This is a genomic window from Streptomyces sp. NPDC059454, from assembly GCF_042749965.1.
Taxonomy (GTDB): domain Bacteria; phylum Actinomycetota; class Actinomycetes; order Streptomycetales; family Streptomycetaceae; genus Streptomyces.
On the sequence record NZ_JBHYVC010000005.1, the window covers coordinates 1 to 15,146 of the forward strand.

Annotated in this window: 20 protein-coding genes; 5 read left to right on the forward strand and 15 right to left on the reverse strand. The window is 71.8% G+C overall.

What is annotated here, in order from left to right:
* Window positions 1-32 precede the first annotated feature (32 nt).
* Both ACFXAE_RS04685 and ACFXAE_RS04690 read left to right on the forward strand, forming a co-directional pair.
* Entirely contained in the window at window positions 33-458 is a 426-nt protein-coding gene (locus ACFXAE_RS04685; RefSeq protein ID WP_384707953.1) for a CBS domain-containing protein, read from the forward strand.
* Between the two features lie 21 nt (window positions 459-479).
* A complete protein-coding gene (locus ACFXAE_RS04690; RefSeq protein WP_384707956.1) occupies window positions 480-1,025 on the forward strand; it encodes a type 1 glutamine amidotransferase domain-containing protein in 546 nt (181 codons plus the stop codon).
* A gap of 18 nt (window positions 1,026-1,043) precedes the next feature.
* Here ACFXAE_RS04690 and ACFXAE_RS04695 read toward each other — a convergent pair whose 3' ends face one another.
* Window positions 1,044-1,331 (reverse strand): DUF6158 family protein, encoded by a 288-nt coding sequence (locus ACFXAE_RS04695; protein ID WP_384707959.1) that lies wholly within the window; start codon window positions 1,329-1,331, stop codon window positions 1,044-1,046.
* 61 nt (window positions 1,332-1,392) lie between these two features.
* Between ACFXAE_RS04695 and ACFXAE_RS04700 the strand changes: the two genes are divergently transcribed.
* Window positions 1,393-2,505, forward strand: a complete 1,113-nt coding sequence (locus ACFXAE_RS04700) for a Vms1/Ankzf1 family peptidyl-tRNA hydrolase (RefSeq protein ID WP_384707962.1) — start codon at window positions 1,393-1,395, stop codon at window positions 2,503-2,505.
* Between the two features lie 7 nt (window positions 2,506-2,512).
* On the opposite strand, the gene ACFXAE_RS04705 is transcribed toward ACFXAE_RS04700, so the two are convergent.
* Window positions 2,513-4,132, reverse strand: coding sequence for an ABC-F family ATP-binding cassette domain-containing protein (locus ACFXAE_RS04705; RefSeq protein ID WP_384707965.1), 1,620 nt, complete (start codon window positions 4,130-4,132; stop codon window positions 2,513-2,515).
* 144 nt (window positions 4,133-4,276) lie between these two features.
* Here ACFXAE_RS04705 and ACFXAE_RS04710 point away from each other — a divergent pair, with 144 nt between their 5' ends.
* Window positions 4,277-5,098 (forward strand): methyltransferase domain-containing protein, encoded by an 822-nt coding sequence (locus ACFXAE_RS04710; RefSeq protein WP_384707968.1) that lies wholly within the window; start codon window positions 4,277-4,279, stop codon window positions 5,096-5,098.
* Window positions 5,099-5,140: 42 nt separating this feature from the next.
* Window positions 5,141-5,311 carry a hydrophobic protein gene (locus tag ACFXAE_RS04715; RefSeq protein ID WP_073931265.1) on the forward strand — a complete coding sequence of 57 codons (171 nt, stop codon included), beginning with the start codon at window positions 5,141-5,143 and terminating at the stop codon, window positions 5,309-5,311.
* A 99-nt stretch (window positions 5,312-5,410) separates the two neighbouring features.
* Here the strand turns inward: ACFXAE_RS04715 and ACFXAE_RS04720 are convergent, their stop codons facing one another.
* From ACFXAE_RS04720 to ACFXAE_RS04780, 13 genes are all read right to left on the reverse strand, one after another.
* Window positions 5,411-5,731 carry a gas vesicle protein K gene (locus ACFXAE_RS04720; RefSeq protein WP_384707971.1) on the reverse strand — a complete coding sequence of 107 codons (321 nt, stop codon included), beginning with the start codon at window positions 5,729-5,731 and terminating at the stop codon, window positions 5,411-5,413.
* Window positions 5,728-5,916 carry a gas vesicle protein gene (locus ACFXAE_RS04725; protein ID WP_030819115.1) on the reverse strand — a complete coding sequence of 63 codons (189 nt, stop codon included), beginning with the start codon at window positions 5,914-5,916 and terminating at the stop codon, window positions 5,728-5,730. The genes ACFXAE_RS04720 and ACFXAE_RS04725 overlap by 4 nt, the downstream gene beginning before the upstream one ends.
* The gene (locus ACFXAE_RS04730; protein ID WP_384707974.1) at window positions 5,913-6,692 is read right to left on the reverse strand and encodes a GvpL/GvpF family gas vesicle protein; all 780 of its coding nucleotides are present in this window, start codon (window positions 6,690-6,692) and stop codon (window positions 5,913-5,915) included. The genes ACFXAE_RS04725 and ACFXAE_RS04730 overlap by 4 nt, the downstream gene beginning before the upstream one ends.
* Window positions 6,689-7,030, reverse strand: coding sequence for a gas vesicle protein (locus ACFXAE_RS04735; protein WP_217135918.1), 342 nt, complete (start codon window positions 7,028-7,030; stop codon window positions 6,689-6,691). The genes ACFXAE_RS04730 and ACFXAE_RS04735 overlap by 4 nt, the downstream gene beginning before the upstream one ends.
* Window positions 7,027-8,187, reverse strand: a complete 1,161-nt coding sequence (locus ACFXAE_RS04740) for an SRPBCC family protein (RefSeq protein WP_384707977.1) — start codon at window positions 8,185-8,187, stop codon at window positions 7,027-7,029. Before ACFXAE_RS04740 ends, ACFXAE_RS04735 begins: the two co-directional genes overlap by 4 nt.
* On the reverse strand, window positions 8,187-8,747 hold the full coding sequence (locus ACFXAE_RS04745) for a DNA primase (RefSeq protein ID WP_384707980.1): 561 nt from the start codon (window positions 8,745-8,747) through the stop codon (window positions 8,187-8,189). Before ACFXAE_RS04745 ends, ACFXAE_RS04740 begins: the two co-directional genes overlap by 1 nt.
* The gene (locus ACFXAE_RS04750) at window positions 8,744-9,010 is read right to left on the reverse strand and encodes a gas vesicle protein GvpG (RefSeq protein ID WP_384707983.1); all 267 of its coding nucleotides are present in this window, start codon (window positions 9,008-9,010) and stop codon (window positions 8,744-8,746) included. The genes ACFXAE_RS04745 and ACFXAE_RS04750 overlap by 4 nt, the downstream gene beginning before the upstream one ends.
* A gap of 4 nt (window positions 9,011-9,014) precedes the next feature.
* A complete protein-coding gene (locus tag ACFXAE_RS04755; RefSeq protein WP_384707985.1) occupies window positions 9,015-9,788 on the reverse strand; it encodes a GvpL/GvpF family gas vesicle protein in 774 nt (257 codons plus the stop codon).
* Window positions 9,785-10,219, reverse strand: coding sequence for a gas vesicle structural protein GvpA (locus tag ACFXAE_RS04760; protein ID WP_149550888.1), 435 nt, complete (start codon window positions 10,217-10,219; stop codon window positions 9,785-9,787). Before ACFXAE_RS04760 ends, ACFXAE_RS04755 begins: the two co-directional genes overlap by 4 nt.
* A gap of 46 nt (window positions 10,220-10,265) precedes the next feature.
* A complete protein-coding gene (locus ACFXAE_RS04765; RefSeq protein ID WP_384707988.1) occupies window positions 10,266-10,637 on the reverse strand; it encodes a gas vesicle protein in 372 nt (123 codons plus the stop codon).
* Between the two features lie 108 nt (window positions 10,638-10,745).
* Complete coding sequence (gene ligD / locus ACFXAE_RS04770) at window positions 10,746-11,672, reverse strand: non-homologous end-joining DNA ligase (RefSeq protein ID WP_384707991.1); 927 nt, start codon at window positions 11,670-11,672, stop codon at window positions 10,746-10,748.
* Window positions 11,669-13,516 (reverse strand): transketolase, encoded by a 1,848-nt coding sequence (locus ACFXAE_RS04775; RefSeq protein WP_384707994.1) that lies wholly within the window; start codon window positions 13,514-13,516, stop codon window positions 11,669-11,671. Before ACFXAE_RS04775 ends, ligD begins: the two co-directional genes overlap by 4 nt.
* Window positions 13,513-15,021: an NAD(P)/FAD-dependent oxidoreductase gene (locus tag ACFXAE_RS04780; protein WP_384707997.1), complete on the reverse strand. Its 1,509-nt coding sequence runs from the start codon at window positions 15,019-15,021 to the stop codon at window positions 13,513-13,515. The genes ACFXAE_RS04775 and ACFXAE_RS04780 overlap by 4 nt, the downstream gene beginning before the upstream one ends.
* Between the last annotated feature and the right edge of the window lie 125 nt (window positions 15,022-15,146).

Consider the following 15,146-nt stretch of genomic DNA (forward strand, 5'->3'; position numbering starts at 1 on the left):
CCCGGCGACCGGGATCGGAGGGAGGCCTCGGCATGGCCGGGCTCGTCAAGGACGTGATGACTCCGGGCGTGGTCGCCGTGCGCCCGGACGCCTCGATCGTCGAGGCGGCGCGGCTGATGCGCACCCAGAACATCGGCGACGTGGTGGTGGCCGACGGACGGCGGGTCGTCGGCGTGCTCACCGACCGTGACATCACGGTCCGCGCGGTCGCCCGGGGCACGGATCCGCTCGGCGTGAGCGCGGAGTCGGTGTGTACGCCGGACCCATTGACGCTCGCCCCGGACGACCCCGTGTCCTCGGCCGTCGCCCTGATGCGTGAGCACGCGATACGCCGGATTCCGGTGGTCGAGGGCGGTCTGCCGGTCGGGCTGGTGAGTCTCGGCGATCTGGCCGAGGCCCGGGAGCCCGGCTCGGCACTGGCCGACATCAGCCGTGCCGAACCGGACGGGAACAGCTGAACGAAGGGACGTAGTGCCATCATGCGAATCGCATTCCTGACCGCGCCCGAGGGCGTCGAGCAGGTGGAACTGACCGAGCCGTGGCAGGCGGCCGTGGACGCCGGTCACGAAGCGGTGCTCGTGTCGACGGGTCCGGGGAAGATCCAGGCGTTCCACCATCTCGACAAGGCGGACACCTTCCCCGTGCAGGAGGTCGTCGGCGAGACGTCGGCCGACTCCTTCGGCGGGCTGGTGCTGCCGGGCGGGGTCGCCAACCCCGACTTCCTGCGCATGGACGACAAGGCCGTCGCGTTCGTGCGGGACTTCTTCGAACAGGGCCGGCCGGTCGCCGCGATCTGCCACGCCCCCTGGACCCTGGTCGAGGCCGACGTCGTCCGGGGCCGGGTGCTGACCAGCTGGCCCAGCCTGCGGACCGACCTGCGCAACGCCGGCGCCACCTGGGTCGACGAGCAGGTGAAGGTGTGCGACCACGGACCGAACGAACTGGTCACCAGCCGCAAGCCGGACGATCTGAAGGCGTTCTGCGAGGCGTACCTCAAGGTGTTCGAAGCCGGGAAAGCCGCGTAAGCGGCCCCCGGCTCACGTTCAGGTGCCCGGAGTCGTAGGTGTCGTGGTGTCCGCCGCGCCCCGCTCCCGGGCACCTTCGCGTGTGCGGCCCGCGGCCACCGGGCGGCGCGGATTGCGGCGCAGGTACTCGCCCTCCAGCTGCGCCATCCGCTCGTTGTGGGCGCGCAGCGCGTCGTTGGAGCCGTACAGCAGTGCGTCGTGGCGCGTGCGGTGGATGGTCTCCAGTTCCTTCATGAGCTGCTGGTCGTCCAGGCGGTCCGGCTCGACTCCGGTCATCGTGGTGCCCCGCTCGTCGTGTGCGTTCATGGGGTCCGGGTACCCGCCCGGCGGCACAAGCACTACCCCGAACGGCAACCGGGAGGGAGCCATGGAACTCGCTTTCCTGCATCCACTCTACGAACGTCCCGGCCCGTGGGCCTCCGTCTACGTCGACACCTCCCGGCACACGGAGCACACCCCTCGGGAACGGCGGCTGACGGCGCAGGCGATGGCCCGGGAGCTGGCCGGCCAGGGTGCGGACGAGGCGACCTGCCAGGCCGTGCGCCGCGCGCTGGAGGATCTGCGGCACTCCACCGAACCGCACGGCCGCGCGCTGTTCGCCCGGGACGGCGAGGTGGTGCTCGACCCGCCGCTGGCCCGGTCCCCGCAACGCGACCGGGCCCAGTGGGCGCCGCTGCCCCGGGTCGCCCCGCTGCTGGAGCTGGCCGGTGAGGATCCCGTGTGCATCGTCGCCTACGTCGACCGCAGGGGTGCGGACTTCGAGCTGCGCAGCGCGCTCGGCCGGGACGACGCAGGCGGTGTCACCGGGCGGCAGTGGCCGCTGCACCGGACCGGTTCCGTGGACTGGTCGGAGCGCCATTTCCAGCTGCGGGTGGAGAACACCTGGGAGCACAACGCCGCGGAGATCGCCGACGCGCTCGCCGTCTGCCACGAGGAGACCGGTGCCGATCTGCTGGTCCTCGTCGGTGACGACCGGGAGCAGCGCTCCGTGCGCGAGCGGCTGCCGCAGCGGCTGCACGACCTGGTGGTCGAGGCCTCGCACGGCGCCGGCAGCCGCCTGCTCGACGAGGACGTCGAGCGGATCCGCGCGGAGCACATCCGTGACCGCGCCGCCGCCGAACTGGAGCGGTTCCTCGCCGCCCGCAGCCCCGACGACGAGGGCCGCGCGGGTGCCGTGGAGGGCGTGCCGGCGCTGGTCGAGGCCGCGCGCGAGCACCGGATCGACGAGTTGCTGATCCGGCCGGACTCGGCCGACGCGCACCGTGAGGTGTGGATCGGTGAGGATCCGGACCAGCTGGCGGTGCGGCGTACGGACCTGAAGGTGCTCGGTGAGCAGAACTCCTGGTCGGCACGGGCGGACGACGCGCTGATCCGCTCGGCGGTCGCGACGGACGCGCCCGCTCTGTCGGTGTCCCTGGCACCGGGCGCGGGAGCCGACACGCCGGCCGGCGGGCTGGGCGCGCTGCTGCGCTGGAAGTGACCCGCCGCTAGCGAACTCGTTCCACCCGTCGTTCGTCCCACACCGGTTCGGGGGTCTCCCTGACGCGGCCGTCGCTGCCGAAGACCAGGAAGCGGTCGAAGGAGCGGGCGAACCAGCGGTCGTGGGTGACAGCGAGAACCGTGCCCTCGAAGCCCTCCAGGCCTTCCTGGAGGGCTTCGGCCGATTCCAGGTCGAGGTTGTCGGTCGGCTCGTCGAGGAGCAGGGCCGTGACGCCCTGGAGTTCCAGGAGCAGGATCTGGAAGCGGGCCTGCTGGCCGCCGGAGAGGCGGTCGAAGGTCTGCTCGGCCTGCTGGGTCAGTTCGTAGCGGCGCAGGCGTGACATGGCGGCGCCCCGGTCCTGGGAGTGTTCGGTCCACAGGATGTCGAGGAGGGTGCGGCCCAGCAGTTCGGGGTGGGCATGGGTCTGGGCGAAGTGTCCGGGCAGCACGCGCGCGCCGAGTCTCCAGTTCCCGGTGTGGGCCACGCCGTCGCCGGCGAGCAGGCGCAGGAAGTGGGACTTGCCGGAGCCGTTGGAGCCGAGCACGGCGACCCGTTCGCCGTAGAAGACCTCCAGGTCGAAGGGTTTCATCAGGCCGGTGAGTTCGAGCCGCTCGCAGGTGACGGCGCGCACCCCGGTACGGCCGCCCTTGAGACGCATCCTGATGTCCTGCTCGCGCGGGGGCTCCGGCGGCGGTCCCGCCTCCTCGAACTTGCGCAGCCTGGTCTGGGCGGCGCGGTAGCGGGATGCCATGTCGTGGCTGTTCTCGGCGGCCTGGCGCAGCGTCAGGACCAGCTTCTTCAGCTGGGCGTGCTTCTCGTCCCAGCGGCGGCGCAGTTCCTCGAAGCGGGCGAAGCGTTCCTGCCGGGCCTGGTGGAAGGTGGCGAAGCCGCCGCCGTGCACCCATGCGTCGGCGCCCGCGGGGCCCGGTTCCAGGGAGACGATCTTCTGGGCGGCGCGGGCGAGGAGTTCGCGGTCGTGGGAGACGAAGAGGACGGTCTTGCGGGTCTCGGCGAGCCGCTCCTCCAGCCAGCGCTTGCCGGGCACGTCGAGGTAGTTGTCCGGCTCGTCGAGCAGCAGCACCTCGTCGGTGCCGCGCAGCAGCGCCTCGAGGACCAGGCGCTTCTGTTCGCCCCCGGAGAGGGTGCGGACCTCGCGCCACTGCGCCTTCTCGTACGGCACGCCCAGCGCGGCCGTGGTGCAGATGTCCCACAGCGTCTCGGCCTCGTACCCGCGCGCCTCGGCCCAGTCGGCGAGGGCCTGCGCGTAGGCCAGCTGGGCGGCCTCGTCGTCCACCGTCATGAGGGCGTGCTCGGCGGCGTCGACGGCACGGGCGGCCTCCCGGATCCTGGGCTGCGCCACGGACACCAGCAGGTCGCGCACGGTCGTCGCGTCCCGTACGGAGCCGACGAACTGGCGCATGACGCCGAGTCCGCCGGTGACGGTGACGGAGCCGCCGTGCGGCTTCAGCTCGCCGGCGAGGAGGCGCAGCAGGGTGGTCTTGCCCGCGCCGTTGGGTCCGACGAGGGCCACGACGGCCCCCTCCCCCACCCGGAAGGAGGCATCGCCCAGCAGCGCCCTCCCGTCGGGGAGGTAGTACTCGAGGTGCGCGGCTTCCAGGTGACCCATGGTGGGGATTGTGCGGGGTCGTCGGTGCAGGTGGCAAACGGTTTTCAACAGGAGTGTTCCAGAATGCGGAACGCCGGTCTCACCATGCGGCCGACGGGCGTAACGTGGGCGCCCTCCTACGAGAGCGGAAGGGGTGGGTTCGTCATGCCGGAGGCACGGGAGACCGCCGTCTACACGCACGGCCACCACGAGTCGGTGCTGCGGTCGCACACCTGGCGGACCGCCGAGAACTCGGCGGCGTACCTCCTCGGGGTGCTCGAGCCCTCCATGCGGATCCTGGACATCGGGTGCGGGCCCGGCACCATCACCGCGGATCTGGCGGGGCTCGTTCCCGACGGGCACGTCACCGGCCTCGACCGGGAGCCGGCGGTCCTGGAGCAGGCCCGGGCGGTGGCCGGCGAGCGGGGGCTGACGAACACCGGCTTCGCGGTGGGCGACGTGCACGCGCTGGGCTTCCCGGACGACACGTTCTGCGTGGTCCACGCCCATCAGGTGCTCCAGCACGTGGGTGATCCGGTGGGGGCGCTGCGCGAGATGCGGCGGGTGACCAGGCCGGGCGGGTTCGTCGCCGTCCGGGACTCGGACTACGCGGCGATGACCTGGTACCCGCCGTCACCGGGCATGGACGACTGGCTGGACCTCTACCGGCGGGTGGCCCGGGCCAACGGGGGCGAGCCGGACGCCGGGCGGCGGCTGAAGTCCTGGGCGCTCGCCGCGGGCTTCACGGACGTCACCGCGACCTCGGGCACCTGGACCTTCTCGACCGCCGGGGAGCGGGCCTGGTGGAGCGGCCTGTGGGCGGACCGCACGGTGGCGTCGGCCTACGCCGAGCGGGCGGTCGACGGCGGCCACGCCACCCGGCGGCAACTGCGGGACGTGGCCGGGGCGTGGCGGGAATGGGGCGGCCGGGACGACGGCTGGTTCAGCGTGCTGCACGGGGAAATTCTCTGCCGCAAGAAAGCCTGAACCACGTTTTCCGGGCAACCAGGATGTCAGGAGGTTGACATTATGGTCCCCATTCTTCTGGTCCTGTTGCTGGCCCTGATTCTTTTCGGTGCCGGATTCGCGGTAAAGGTTCTCTGGTGGATTGCCCTGGCGGTTCTCATCGTGTGGCTCCTGGGATTCTTCATGCGCAGCACGTCGGCGGGCGGAGGCAGGGGCCGCTGGTACCGGTGGTGAGATGACGGAGCCGCTGGTACCGGTGGTGAGATGACGGGAGATCCCCGGGACTCGGTCCCGGGGATCTCCCGTCTTTTCCGTCCCGGTCCGTCCCGGGAGTCAGTCCCGGGGAAGCAGCGGTCCGAGCGGCCCGAGGTCCAGATTCAGGTCCTCGGGCCGCAGTCCGTAGCGGTCCCGCAGTTCCGCCATGCGGTCCTCGAGCAGCATGAGGGTGAGCCCGACCCGTTCCTCCTGCTCCTCGCTCAGGTCTCCCTCGTCGAACCGGCGCAGCGCCTGCCGCTCCATGAGCTGGCGCAGCAGTTCCACGACGGTGAGCACCAACTTGATCAGGTCGCGTTCGACCGTGTCCGGCTCCAGGTCCAGGCTCCTGCGCCGGCTGCCGTGCGGTTCGACGTGCCGCTCGTCCGGGCCGGCCGTCACCGCGACTCCTCGAAGGGCGAGGGGACCCGCGCGTTCACGGAGCTGATGAGCGCGTTGAGGTCGATACGGACCAGGTCGACGTCCGCGATGCGCAGCGTGATGTCACCCTTGATGACGACCCCGCCGGCCAGGAGCCGGTCGAGCAGGTCCACCAGGGCTATTTCGCGGCGTTCGACGACGGTCACGGCCCCTCCCCCCCGGCGATTTCCTCACCGGCGAACGAATAGGCCGCCCAGGGGCCGGTGAGTTCGACACGCATTCCGGACACGTCGTTCTTCGTGCGGTCCACCTCTTCCACGAATTCCTCGGATTTCACACGGGGCACGAGGTAGGCGGCATTGAGTACATTGCGCCCGGAGGCGCCGGAGAGCGTGGGGTTCTGCGGTGCGTGCAGCCGGGAGTCCTCGGCGGCCCCGGAAAGGGTCTCGTGCAGCCGGGTCGCGAACGTCTCGGCCCGCTGCCACAGATCGTCCTGCGATTTCGTCTGCATCCGCCGCTGCCGCAGATAGTCCCGGCCGGACGCCGGTTTCGGCGCGGGCGCTGCGGGGGTCTCCTGCGCCCGGTCCGCCTCTACGTAGACCTTGACGCCCCACTCGACCCGGCCCTCCAGCCGGTCCAGGGTGCGCAGGAAGCTCTCCTCGCGCGCCTCCATCATGGTCCGTACGCCGCTGTCGTCGCGGAACACGGTGCCGAGCCGCAGCGGCAGCGGGGTCGTGACGGTGGTGAGCGCGTCGATCACGCCCTGGTGGGCGCGGGCGACCGCGGTCAGCCAGTCGAGGTCCTCCAGATGCGCGTGCAGCGGTTCCTCCGCGAAGTCCGCCTCGGGCACGTGGCTGACGACGGCCACCAGGCCGTGATGGGGCAGCAGCCGGGGCGGATCGCCTCCGACCCCGGTCAGTTGTGCCTGGAGCGGCGTGCCGTAGGGGCGGCAGACCGCGTAGACGTACCGCAGTCCGGTCACGGGCTCTCCTCCTGTGCGCGGCGGGGCTCCAGTCCCAGTTCCTCCAGCCGGGCCAGCCGCTCACGCAACTCCGCGTTCTCCCTGGCCAGTTCGTCGCGCCGGGCGCGCGAGGACAGCGCCGGGTCGGACTCCCACCAGTCGATCCCCATCTCCTTCGCCTTGTCGACGGAGGCGACGACGAGCCGCAGCTTGATGGTGAGGAGTTCGATGTCCAGCAGGTTGATGCGGATGTCACCCGCGATCACGACGCCCTTGTCGAGCACCCTTTCCAGGATGTCGGCGAGGTTGGCACCGCTGCCCTGGCCGTACGGCTCGGGAAGCCGGCTGGGGGTCGTCATCGGCGGCTCCGGCTTTCGGGCTGCTCTTCCTCAGCCTCATCCTCGTACTCGTCCTCCGGGTACTCGTCCTCCTCGTACGCGTCCTCGGGCTCCTCGGCTCCTTCGGCCCCGGTCTCCTCGTCCTCCTCGGGTTCCGTACCGGCTTCGTCCTCGGCCTCGGCTTCGTCCTCGGCCTCGGTCTCGGCTTCGGCTTCGTCCTCGGGTTCGGCCTCGTCCTCGGGTTCCTCGTCGTACTCGTCCGAAGGGGCCTCGTTCTCCTCCTCGGAGGGGCCTTCGTTCTCCTCCTCGGCGAGGGCGTCCTCGTGGCTGCGGACGACCTCGCCGTCGCGGATCTCGCCCCGCCAGCTGTCCTGGGCCTCGCCCTTGATGGTGATGAAGCGGGCGAAGTGCTTCAGGTCGAGCCGGGCGCGGCGGCCCTGGGCACGCCAGATGTTGCCCGTCTTCTCGAAGAGGCCCGTCGGGTAGTACTCGATGACCAGCAGGACCCGGGTGAGGTTGTCGGCGAGGCGGTGGAAGGAGACGACGCCCCTCGTCGTACCCTTGGCGCCCTCCGAGGACCAGGCGATGCGGTCGTCGGGGACCTGCTCGGTGGTCTTCGCCTTCCAGCTGCGGTTGGACCACCAGATCTTCGCCTGCCAGTCCGACGTGGTGTCGTCGGACTTGTTGGCGCTCTTGACGCCCTTGGCGAAGGTGCTGAAGTCCTGGTACTGGGTCCACTGGTCGTACGCGGTGCGCAGCGGGACCCCGACATCGATGTACTCCATGATGACGGTGGGCTTCTGACCGGCGGAGCTCTTGCGCTTGCCCTTGCCGCCCAGGCCCTTCAGCGCGCCCATCACGTTGTCCTTGGCCCGTGAGACACCTAGTTCGACGGCGCTGCGCAGAGGGCTCTTGCCTTCGGCGATCTTGCGGCCGCCGTCGAGGGCGAGCTTGGCGAAGCCCGGGCTGTTGCCCTCGGCGATGTCGTTGAGCTTGTTCGTGGTCTCGCCGAGCTTGTGGCCGAGACCGGTCAGCAGCCGGGTGGCCTGCGCCGCGAGGTAGTCCTGCAGTTCGCCCTTGAGCCGGTCGGCGGCCTCGCTGTGGGCCACGTCGGCGAGCGGGTTCCTCCCCGCTCCGTTCTGTGCGGCGGAACCGGCCCGTCCGAGGGTCTCGGTCATCACTCACCGCCTCCCTTCGACGTACGGGAGCGGGCGCCGCGGGACGCGGCCGCGGTCTTCTTGGCGGGAGCCGTCCTCTTCGCCGCCGCCTTCTTCACGGGGGCCGCCTTCTTCCCCGGCGCCTTCTTGGCGACCCCCTTCCTGGCCGGCCGCTCGGCGGCCGGCTCGTCCTCGTCCGGCGACTCCCGGTCCTCCGCCTCCGCGTCCTCGGCGTGTTCCTCGTCGGCGTCGTCCTTCGGACCGCTGCCCGTCAGCCGGTCCCGCATGTCGGCGGTACGGCCGTGCAACCGGTCGGCGAGGGAGTCGAGCTGCCGCTCGACCAGCGCTCCGGAGGCCGCCTTGCCGACGCCCCGCAGATCACCGCGCAGCTGGTCGCCGATCTCCTTGAACTGCGGATTGTCCCGCAGCTGCTGGGACACCAGGTCGGCGACCGCGCGCGGGCTGAGGTTCAGCTTCTTGCCCGCCACCAGGCCTCCGACGGCGAGCGCCATCTTCAGCTTCTTGGTCCGTCCGAGGAGATATCCGGCCCCGATCGCGAGGCCCATTCCCGTTCGATTCACTGTCCTGCCGTCCCGTCCCCTGTACCCGCGCCGGTGCGCGTTGCGGTTTCCAACCGGTCGAGGAGTTCGTCCTCCTGCCGGTCGAACTCCTCCTCGGTGATCTCTCCGGCCTCCAACTGCTCCTCCAGCCGAGCCAGTTCGGCCCGTATCGTGGCGGGGTCGTAGTAGATGCGTTCCGCTTCCCGGAGCACCTGCCGGATGGCCCAGCCGCTGCCGCGCACCGGAGCGAACGGCAGCAGCAGGACCTCGGAGATCAGCCCCATGTCGTCACCCCGCTCCGGCGTCCGTTCCGCCGGCTGCGGCGCCCGCCGGCTCGGCCGGGCCGGGCTCGACGAAGCTGTACGGCGGCAGCGGGCCGTTCAGACGCACTTCGAGGTGGGGCAGGTCCTTGCGGGCCTGTTCCACCGCTTCCAGGAACTCCGCCGCCGTCTCCCGCTTCACCAGGTACGACACATTGGCGAGCCAGCCCGTGGACTCGGGGCCGACGCTCACCGCGTCGGCGGCCGCTTCCAGGGCGCGCTCCAGCGCGGTGGCGTCCTCGGCCTCCTTGGCCTTGACCGCGGCGGCGACCATCTCGCCGAGCTGGATCTTCTGCTCGTAACTGCCGCCACCGGACTTCCGGTTGGCCTCCGCGAGGGCGCGGATCTCCGGGTTGCCGGCCATCACGTGGTGCAGGACGGCGTCCTCGACGTGGTTGGCCTTGACGTTGTACTCGACCCGGCCGTCCAGGGCCCGCAGCCGCTCCCCGTAGTGCTCGGCGCGCTCGGCCAGGACACCGGTGACGGCGTCGTCGTCCGGGGCGACGCTGCCGAAGCGCATGGGCAGCACACAGCCGGCCGCGCCGGCCTCGCTGAGCACGTTCTGGTGGGCGAGCAGTTCCCTGCGCTTGGGCCGCAGGCCCTCGGGGGCGTCACTGACCAGGGCCGCCAGTTCACCCTCGCGCAGGACACGCACCGGCAGCGACGGGTCACCGACGCCGCCCACACCCTCGGGGAGCCCGGGGTGCGAGACCGCCGTGATGCCGTAGATGTACGTGCTCACTCCTGCTCCTCCTTCCGGCGGGCCGCGGTGCTCTTGCGGGCCCGCGGACGGGACTCGGTCTCGCGCTCCGAGTCGCCCTCACGCGCCTGCTTGAAGGCGCCGGAGATGGTCTCGGCGGCACCGGACAGCGCCCCCTTGGACTTGCCGCGGGCGCCGGACTCGGTGACCTCCCCGACGATCTCGGGCAGGCCCGGGCTCTTGCGGGGCCCCGCCTCCAGGTCGAGGCGGTTGCACGCCTCGGCGAAGCGGAGATAGGTGTCGACGCTGGCGACGACGACACGGACGTCGATCTTGAGAATCTCGATGCCGACCAGGGACACGCGCACGAAGGCGTCGATGACGAGCCCCCTGTCCAGAACAAGCTCAAGCACGTCGTAAAGGCCGCTGCTGCCGCCTCCACCACCGGTCTGCTGTGCCGGTACGACTGTCATGCCGACTGTCCCTCCTTGTCTGTGAGTGTGGATTCGGCCGGGCGGCCTACCGGCCGCCGGGCCTGTGCGAGTCGGCCCGCCCGCGCTCGTAACGGCGGACGCGCCGGTACCCGGTGAGCTCACCGTCGGGATCCAGCTCGACCTGGTAACTCGCCATCAGGCTCATCGTGTCGGGCACCCGCTCGAGTTCGAGGACCTCGACCTCCAGCGACCAGCCCTCCTCCGTCTGCTCGAAGGACGACACGGACTCGGCTTCCATTCCGGTGAGCTCCGCGAGCTGGCCGCGCGCCTGGCGCAGCAGCTCCATCGGGCTCGGCCGCTTGGTGCTTTTGTTGCTGTCCGTTGATTTGTGGGATTCCTGTGAGTCATGGGTTTCCTGTGAACCCTGTGGCTCTTCGGTGTTCTTCGTGTTCGACATGGCCACCTCCCCCTTCGTGTGGCCGCAAGTGTGTTCGCCAAACCTCCGTATGCTCAGCCGTTGCCCACGGCCGGGCATCGTGCCCGGTCGGAAAGGTGCCGACGCCGTTCAGTCGCGCAGTGCCGCCAGCCGGCGACGGGCGGGGCCCAGGGCGCGTCCCCGGCGCGGCAGGCCCGCCCACGGATCGGTGCGGGCCTGCTCGACGGCGTCGGCGACGGTCCAGCGGCGGGCGTGCAGGTCCGGATCGTCCAGCTGGTCCCAGGAGACGGGCAGGGCCACGGGGGCGCCGGGCAGGGCCCGGACCGTGTAGGGGGCGACCGCGGTCTGCGCGTAGGCGTTGCGCTGCACGTCGAGGTAGAGCCGGTCGCCGCGGTCCTTCTTGCGGGCGGCGGTGGTGAGCCGGTCGGGGTGGGCGGCGGCGAGGGTCTCGGCGACCTCGCGGGCGAAGGCGCGCACGTCGTCGAAGTCGTGGGCGCCGGTCAGCGGCACGATGACGTGCAGGCCCCGGGAGCCGGTGGTCATCAGCGCCGAAGGCAGGTCCAGCCCGTCCAGCAGCTCCCCCAGCAGCCGCGCCGCCTCCCGCACCGTCTCGAAGTCGTCGCCGGAGGGGTCGAGGTCGAAGACCAGCCGGTCCGGCCGGTCGATCCGACGGGCGCGGGACAGCCAGCGGTGCAGGGTGATGCCGGCCTGGTCGACGAGGTAAAGGAGGGTGGCGGTGTCGTCGCACACGGTGTGCGTGACGGTGCCGCCCTCCTTGGCGACCTCGGCGCGGGTGATCCAGTCCGGGTAGCTCTCCGGGGTGTTCTTCTGCATGAACGCCGGGCCGTCGATGCCGTCCGGGCGCCGGTCCAGCATCAGCGGGCGGCCCCGCAGGTGCGGCAGCATGAACGGGGCGACGGCCCGGTGGTAGTCGACGAGGTCGCCCTTGGTGTACTCCCCGGCGTCCTGGCCGCCGGGGAAGAGCACCTTCCCCGGCCGGTGGATCTCCACCGTGCGACGGCCCGCCCGGACGGTGCGCGCACCGTCGTCACTCACGACACGATCGCCTCCCCCACCAGCAGCCGGCCGGCCGCCGCGATCGACTCGGCGTCGATGCCGGCGGCGTGCAGCTGCTCCTCCGGGGAGGCCGAACCCGGCATGGTGCGGACGGCCAGCCGCACCAGGCGCGGTACGGGACTCCCGTCGGCGAAGGCCTCCGCGACCGCGTCCCCGAGGCCGCCCTCCGGGTGGTGGTCCTCCACCGTCATCAGACAGCCGGTCTCCTCGGCGGCCGTGCGCAGCGTCTCCCGGTCGACCGGCTTCACCGAGTACAGGTCGATCACCCGTACGGCGATGTCCTCCCCCTCCAGGGCCTCCGCGGCGGCCAGCGCCTCGGACACGGTGACGCCCGCCGCGACGAGGGTGAGCCGGTCGCGGGCGGAGGAGCGCAGCACCTTGCTGCCGCCGACGGGGAACTCCTCGTCGGGGCCGTAGATCACCGGGCTCGCACCGCGCGAGGTGCGCAGGTAGCGGATGCCGTCCAGGCCGGCCATCGCGGCGACCAGCCGCGCGGTCTGGTTGGCGTCGCACGGGTACAGCACGGTCGAGCCGTGCACCGCCCGCATCATCGCCAGGTCCTCCAGGCCCATCTGGCTGGGGCCGTCCTGGCCGATGGCGACGCCCGCGTGCGAGCCGACGAGGTTGATCCCGGAACCGCTGACCGACGCCATGCGGATGAAGTCGTGGGCGCGGGTGAGGAAGGCCGCGAAGGTGGCGGCGTACGGCGTCCAGCCGCGCGCGGCCATGCCGACCGCCGCGGCGACCATCTGCTGCTCGGCGATGTAGCACTCGAAGTAGCGCTCGGGGTGTTCCTTGGCGAAGGCCTCCGCACGGGTGGAGTCGCCGACCTCTCCGTCGAGGGCGACGACGTCGCCGCGCGCGGTGCCGAGGGCGGTCAGGGCCTCACCGAAGGCGTTCCGGGTGGCCACCTCCTCGCCCTTGTCCCAGCGGGGCAGTTCGGGCCGGCCGGTGTGCCGGGCGGGCGGCGCCCCGTCGGCGGACGGCCGCTCCACCCGGATGCGCAGGTCGCGGGGGCCGCCCAGCTCGGCGATCGCCTCCTCGGCCTCGGGCAGCGGTTTGCCGTGCAGGCCCTCGCGGTCCTGGACCGCCTCGACGCCCTTGCCCTTGAGGGTGCGGGCGAGGACCGCGGTGGGCCGGCCCTTGGTGGAGAGGGCCTCCCCGTAGGCGCGGTCGACGGCGTCCACGTCGTGACCGTCCACTTCGACGGTGTGCCAGCCGAAGGCCTGGAAGCGGCGGGCGTAGGCGTCCAGGTCGTGGCCGTGCCGGGTGGGGCCGCGCTGCCCGAGCCGGTTGACGTCCACGATCAGCGTGAGGTTGTCCAGGTTCTCGTACGCGGCGTGCTCGGCGGCTTCCCAGACCGAGCCCTCGGCCAGTTCGCTGTCGCCGCACAGCACCCACACCCGGTGGTCGGCGTGGGCCGGCCGCTTCCCGGTCAGCGCGATGCCCACGCCGACGGGGAGGCCCTGGCCGAGGGAGCCGGTGGCCGTCTCCACCCAGGGCAACCGCCGTGGGGTGGGGTGCCCTTCGAGGCGGCTGCCGTTCTTGCGGAAGGTGAGCAGTTCCTCGTCGTCGATGGCACCGGTCGCCTTGTAGGTGGCGTACATCAGGGGTGAGGCGTGACCCTTGGAGAGAACGAAGCGGTCGTTGCCCGGGTGGTCGGGGCGCTCGAAGTCGTAGCGGAAGTGACGGGCGAACAGCACGGCCATCAGGTCCGCCGCCGACATCGACGACGTGGGGTGCCCGGAGCCCGCGGCGGCCGCGGCACGGACACTGTCCACCCGCAACTGCTGTCCGAGCTCGACGAGTTCACCGGTGTTCATGAGTCTCCTTCGGTGGGTCGGTCGGTGCGTTTGACGGGGCCGGGCGCGACGTCGGGACCGGGTGGCGGCTGATCGGGGGGCGGGGTGACGGCGGGCCGGTTCTTGGCGGGCCGGTTCTTGGCGGGCTCGCCGCCCGGCTGACTCTTCGCCGGCTCACCGCCCGGCTGACTCTTCGCCGGCTCCGAACCCGGCCGCCCCGGCTTGCCCGGCACCCGCGCCAGCTCCGGCGACGCCGTGTCCAGCGGCACCGACCAGGACCGTACGAGCCCCAACTGGACGGCCTGGCGCGGCAGTACGGCGTCGAGGAGCCAGTCGGCGGCCACCCGGACCCGGTTGCCCGGCATCGCCGCGAGGTGGTAGCCGCGGGTGACCGCACCCGCCGCCACGCCGGACAGGTTCACGCCGAGCGGGTTGGCAGCGGCCTTGACGCCGCCCAGGTCCACCACGAACCCCATGTCCTTGTGCCGGTAGGCGCGCCGCTCGCCGTCACCGAACGACGCGGCGACGTTGTGCGCACACACCTTGCCCTGCCGCCAGGCGTGCTGCGCGGTCATCGGGGTGTACGAGCCGGGCTTCTCCAGATCGGGCACCGCGGCCGCGTCCCCACAGGCGAACACCTCCGGCCGGCCCGGCACTCGCAGGTGCGGGTCGACGAGCAGCCGGCCGCGTTCCATGGGCAGTCCGAGGGACTCGGCGAGCGGGTCGGGGCGTACGCCCACGCACCACACCAGGGTGCGGGTGTCGACGAACTCCCCGTCGGTCAGCAGCACTCCGTCGTGCGTGGCCTCCTTCACGGAGGTCCCCATCCGCACGTCCACGCCCCGTTCCCGCAGCACGGTGTCGGCGGTGCGGGAAAGCCGTTCGTCCAGCTCGGGCAGGACCCGGTCGGCGATGTCCAGCAGCATCCAGCGCGGCCGCATCCCGGTCCGCATCGGGTGCCTGGCGACCTGTGCGTCGGTGAACAGCTGCCCGTGCGCGGCGACTTCGGTGCCGGTGTAGCCGGCGCCGACCACGACGAACGTGCAGCGGGCGGCGCACCGCTCGGGGTCGTCGGTGGCGGCGGCGAGTTCCACCTGCCGGGTCACGTGGTCGCGCAGGTACAGGGCTTCGGGCAGGCCGCGGAAGCCGTGGGCGTGCTCGGCGACACCGGGGATCGGCAGCAGTTTGTTGACGCTGCCGGCCGCGAGGACCAGCCGGTCGTAGCCGAGGGTGCCGCCCTCGCCCTCGGGGCCGGTGTAGTGGACCTGCCGCGCGTCGAGGTCGATGCGGTCGGACTCCCCCAGCACCAGCTTCACGTGCGGCAGCGTGCCGGAGAGGGAGACGGTGACCCGGCGCGGTTCCAGGATGCCGGCGGCGACCTGAGGCAGCAGGGGCAGGTACAGGAAGTAGTCGGTGGGGTTGAGCAGGACGATCTCGGCGCGGCCACGGGCCAGCCGGGAGAGTGTCTGCGCCGTGCGGTACCCGGCGAAGCCGGCACCGACGATCACAATGCGGGGTCGACTCACGGTTCGCCTCCGGCGCTGTCGCGTACGTCGGGAGACTTCCGCGTCCCCCTGACCGGGGCCGCCAAACGTCCGCCGGTTTCCGCCGGGCCCCCCGGGTACCCGGGCCCGGACCCGAACCGCCCACG

Bases quoted from the DNA above. Each gene is read 5' to 3' on its own strand.
- ACFXAE_RS04685 (WP_384707953.1), top strand. From the start codon at position 33: ATGGCCGGGCTCGTCAAGGACGTGATGACTCCGGGCGTGGTCGCCGTG.
- ACFXAE_RS04690 (WP_384707956.1), top strand. From the start codon at position 480: ATGCGAATCGCATTCCTGACCGCGCCCGAGGGCGTCGAGCAGGTGGAA.
- ACFXAE_RS04695 (WP_384707959.1), bottom strand. From the start codon at position 1,331: ATGAACGCACACGACGAGCGGGGCACCACGATGACCGGAGTCGAGCCG.
- ACFXAE_RS04700 (WP_384707962.1), top strand. From the start codon at position 1,393: ATGGAACTCGCTTTCCTGCATCCACTCTACGAACGTCCCGGCCCGTGG.
- ACFXAE_RS04705 (WP_384707965.1), bottom strand. From the start codon at position 4,132: ATGGGTCACCTGGAAGCCGCGCACCTCGAGTACTACCTCCCCGACGGG.
- ACFXAE_RS04710 (WP_384707968.1), top strand. From the start codon at position 4,277: ATGCCGGAGGCACGGGAGACCGCCGTCTACACGCACGGCCACCACGAG.
- ACFXAE_RS04715 (WP_073931265.1), top strand. From the start codon at position 5,141: ATGGTCCCCATTCTTCTGGTCCTGTTGCTGGCCCTGATTCTTTTCGGT.
- ACFXAE_RS04735 (WP_217135918.1), bottom strand. From the start codon at position 7,030: ATGACGACCCCCAGCCGGCTTCCCGAGCCGTACGGCCAGGGCAGCGGT.
- ACFXAE_RS04740 (WP_384707977.1), bottom strand. From the start codon at position 8,187: ATGACCGAGACCCTCGGACGGGCCGGTTCCGCCGCACAGAACGGAGCG.
- ACFXAE_RS04750 (WP_384707983.1), bottom strand. From the start codon at position 9,010: ATGGGGCTGATCTCCGAGGTCCTGCTGCTGCCGTTCGCTCCGGTGCGC.
- ACFXAE_RS04760 (WP_149550888.1), bottom strand. From the start codon at position 10,219: ATGACAGTCGTACCGGCACAGCAGACCGGTGGTGGAGGCGGCAGCAGC.
- ACFXAE_RS04765 (WP_384707988.1), bottom strand. From the start codon at position 10,637: ATGTCGAACACGAAGAACACCGAAGAGCCACAGGGTTCACAGGAAACC.
- ACFXAE_RS04775 (WP_384707994.1), bottom strand. From the start codon at position 13,516: ATGAACACCGGTGAACTCGTCGAGCTCGGACAGCAGTTGCGGGTGGAC.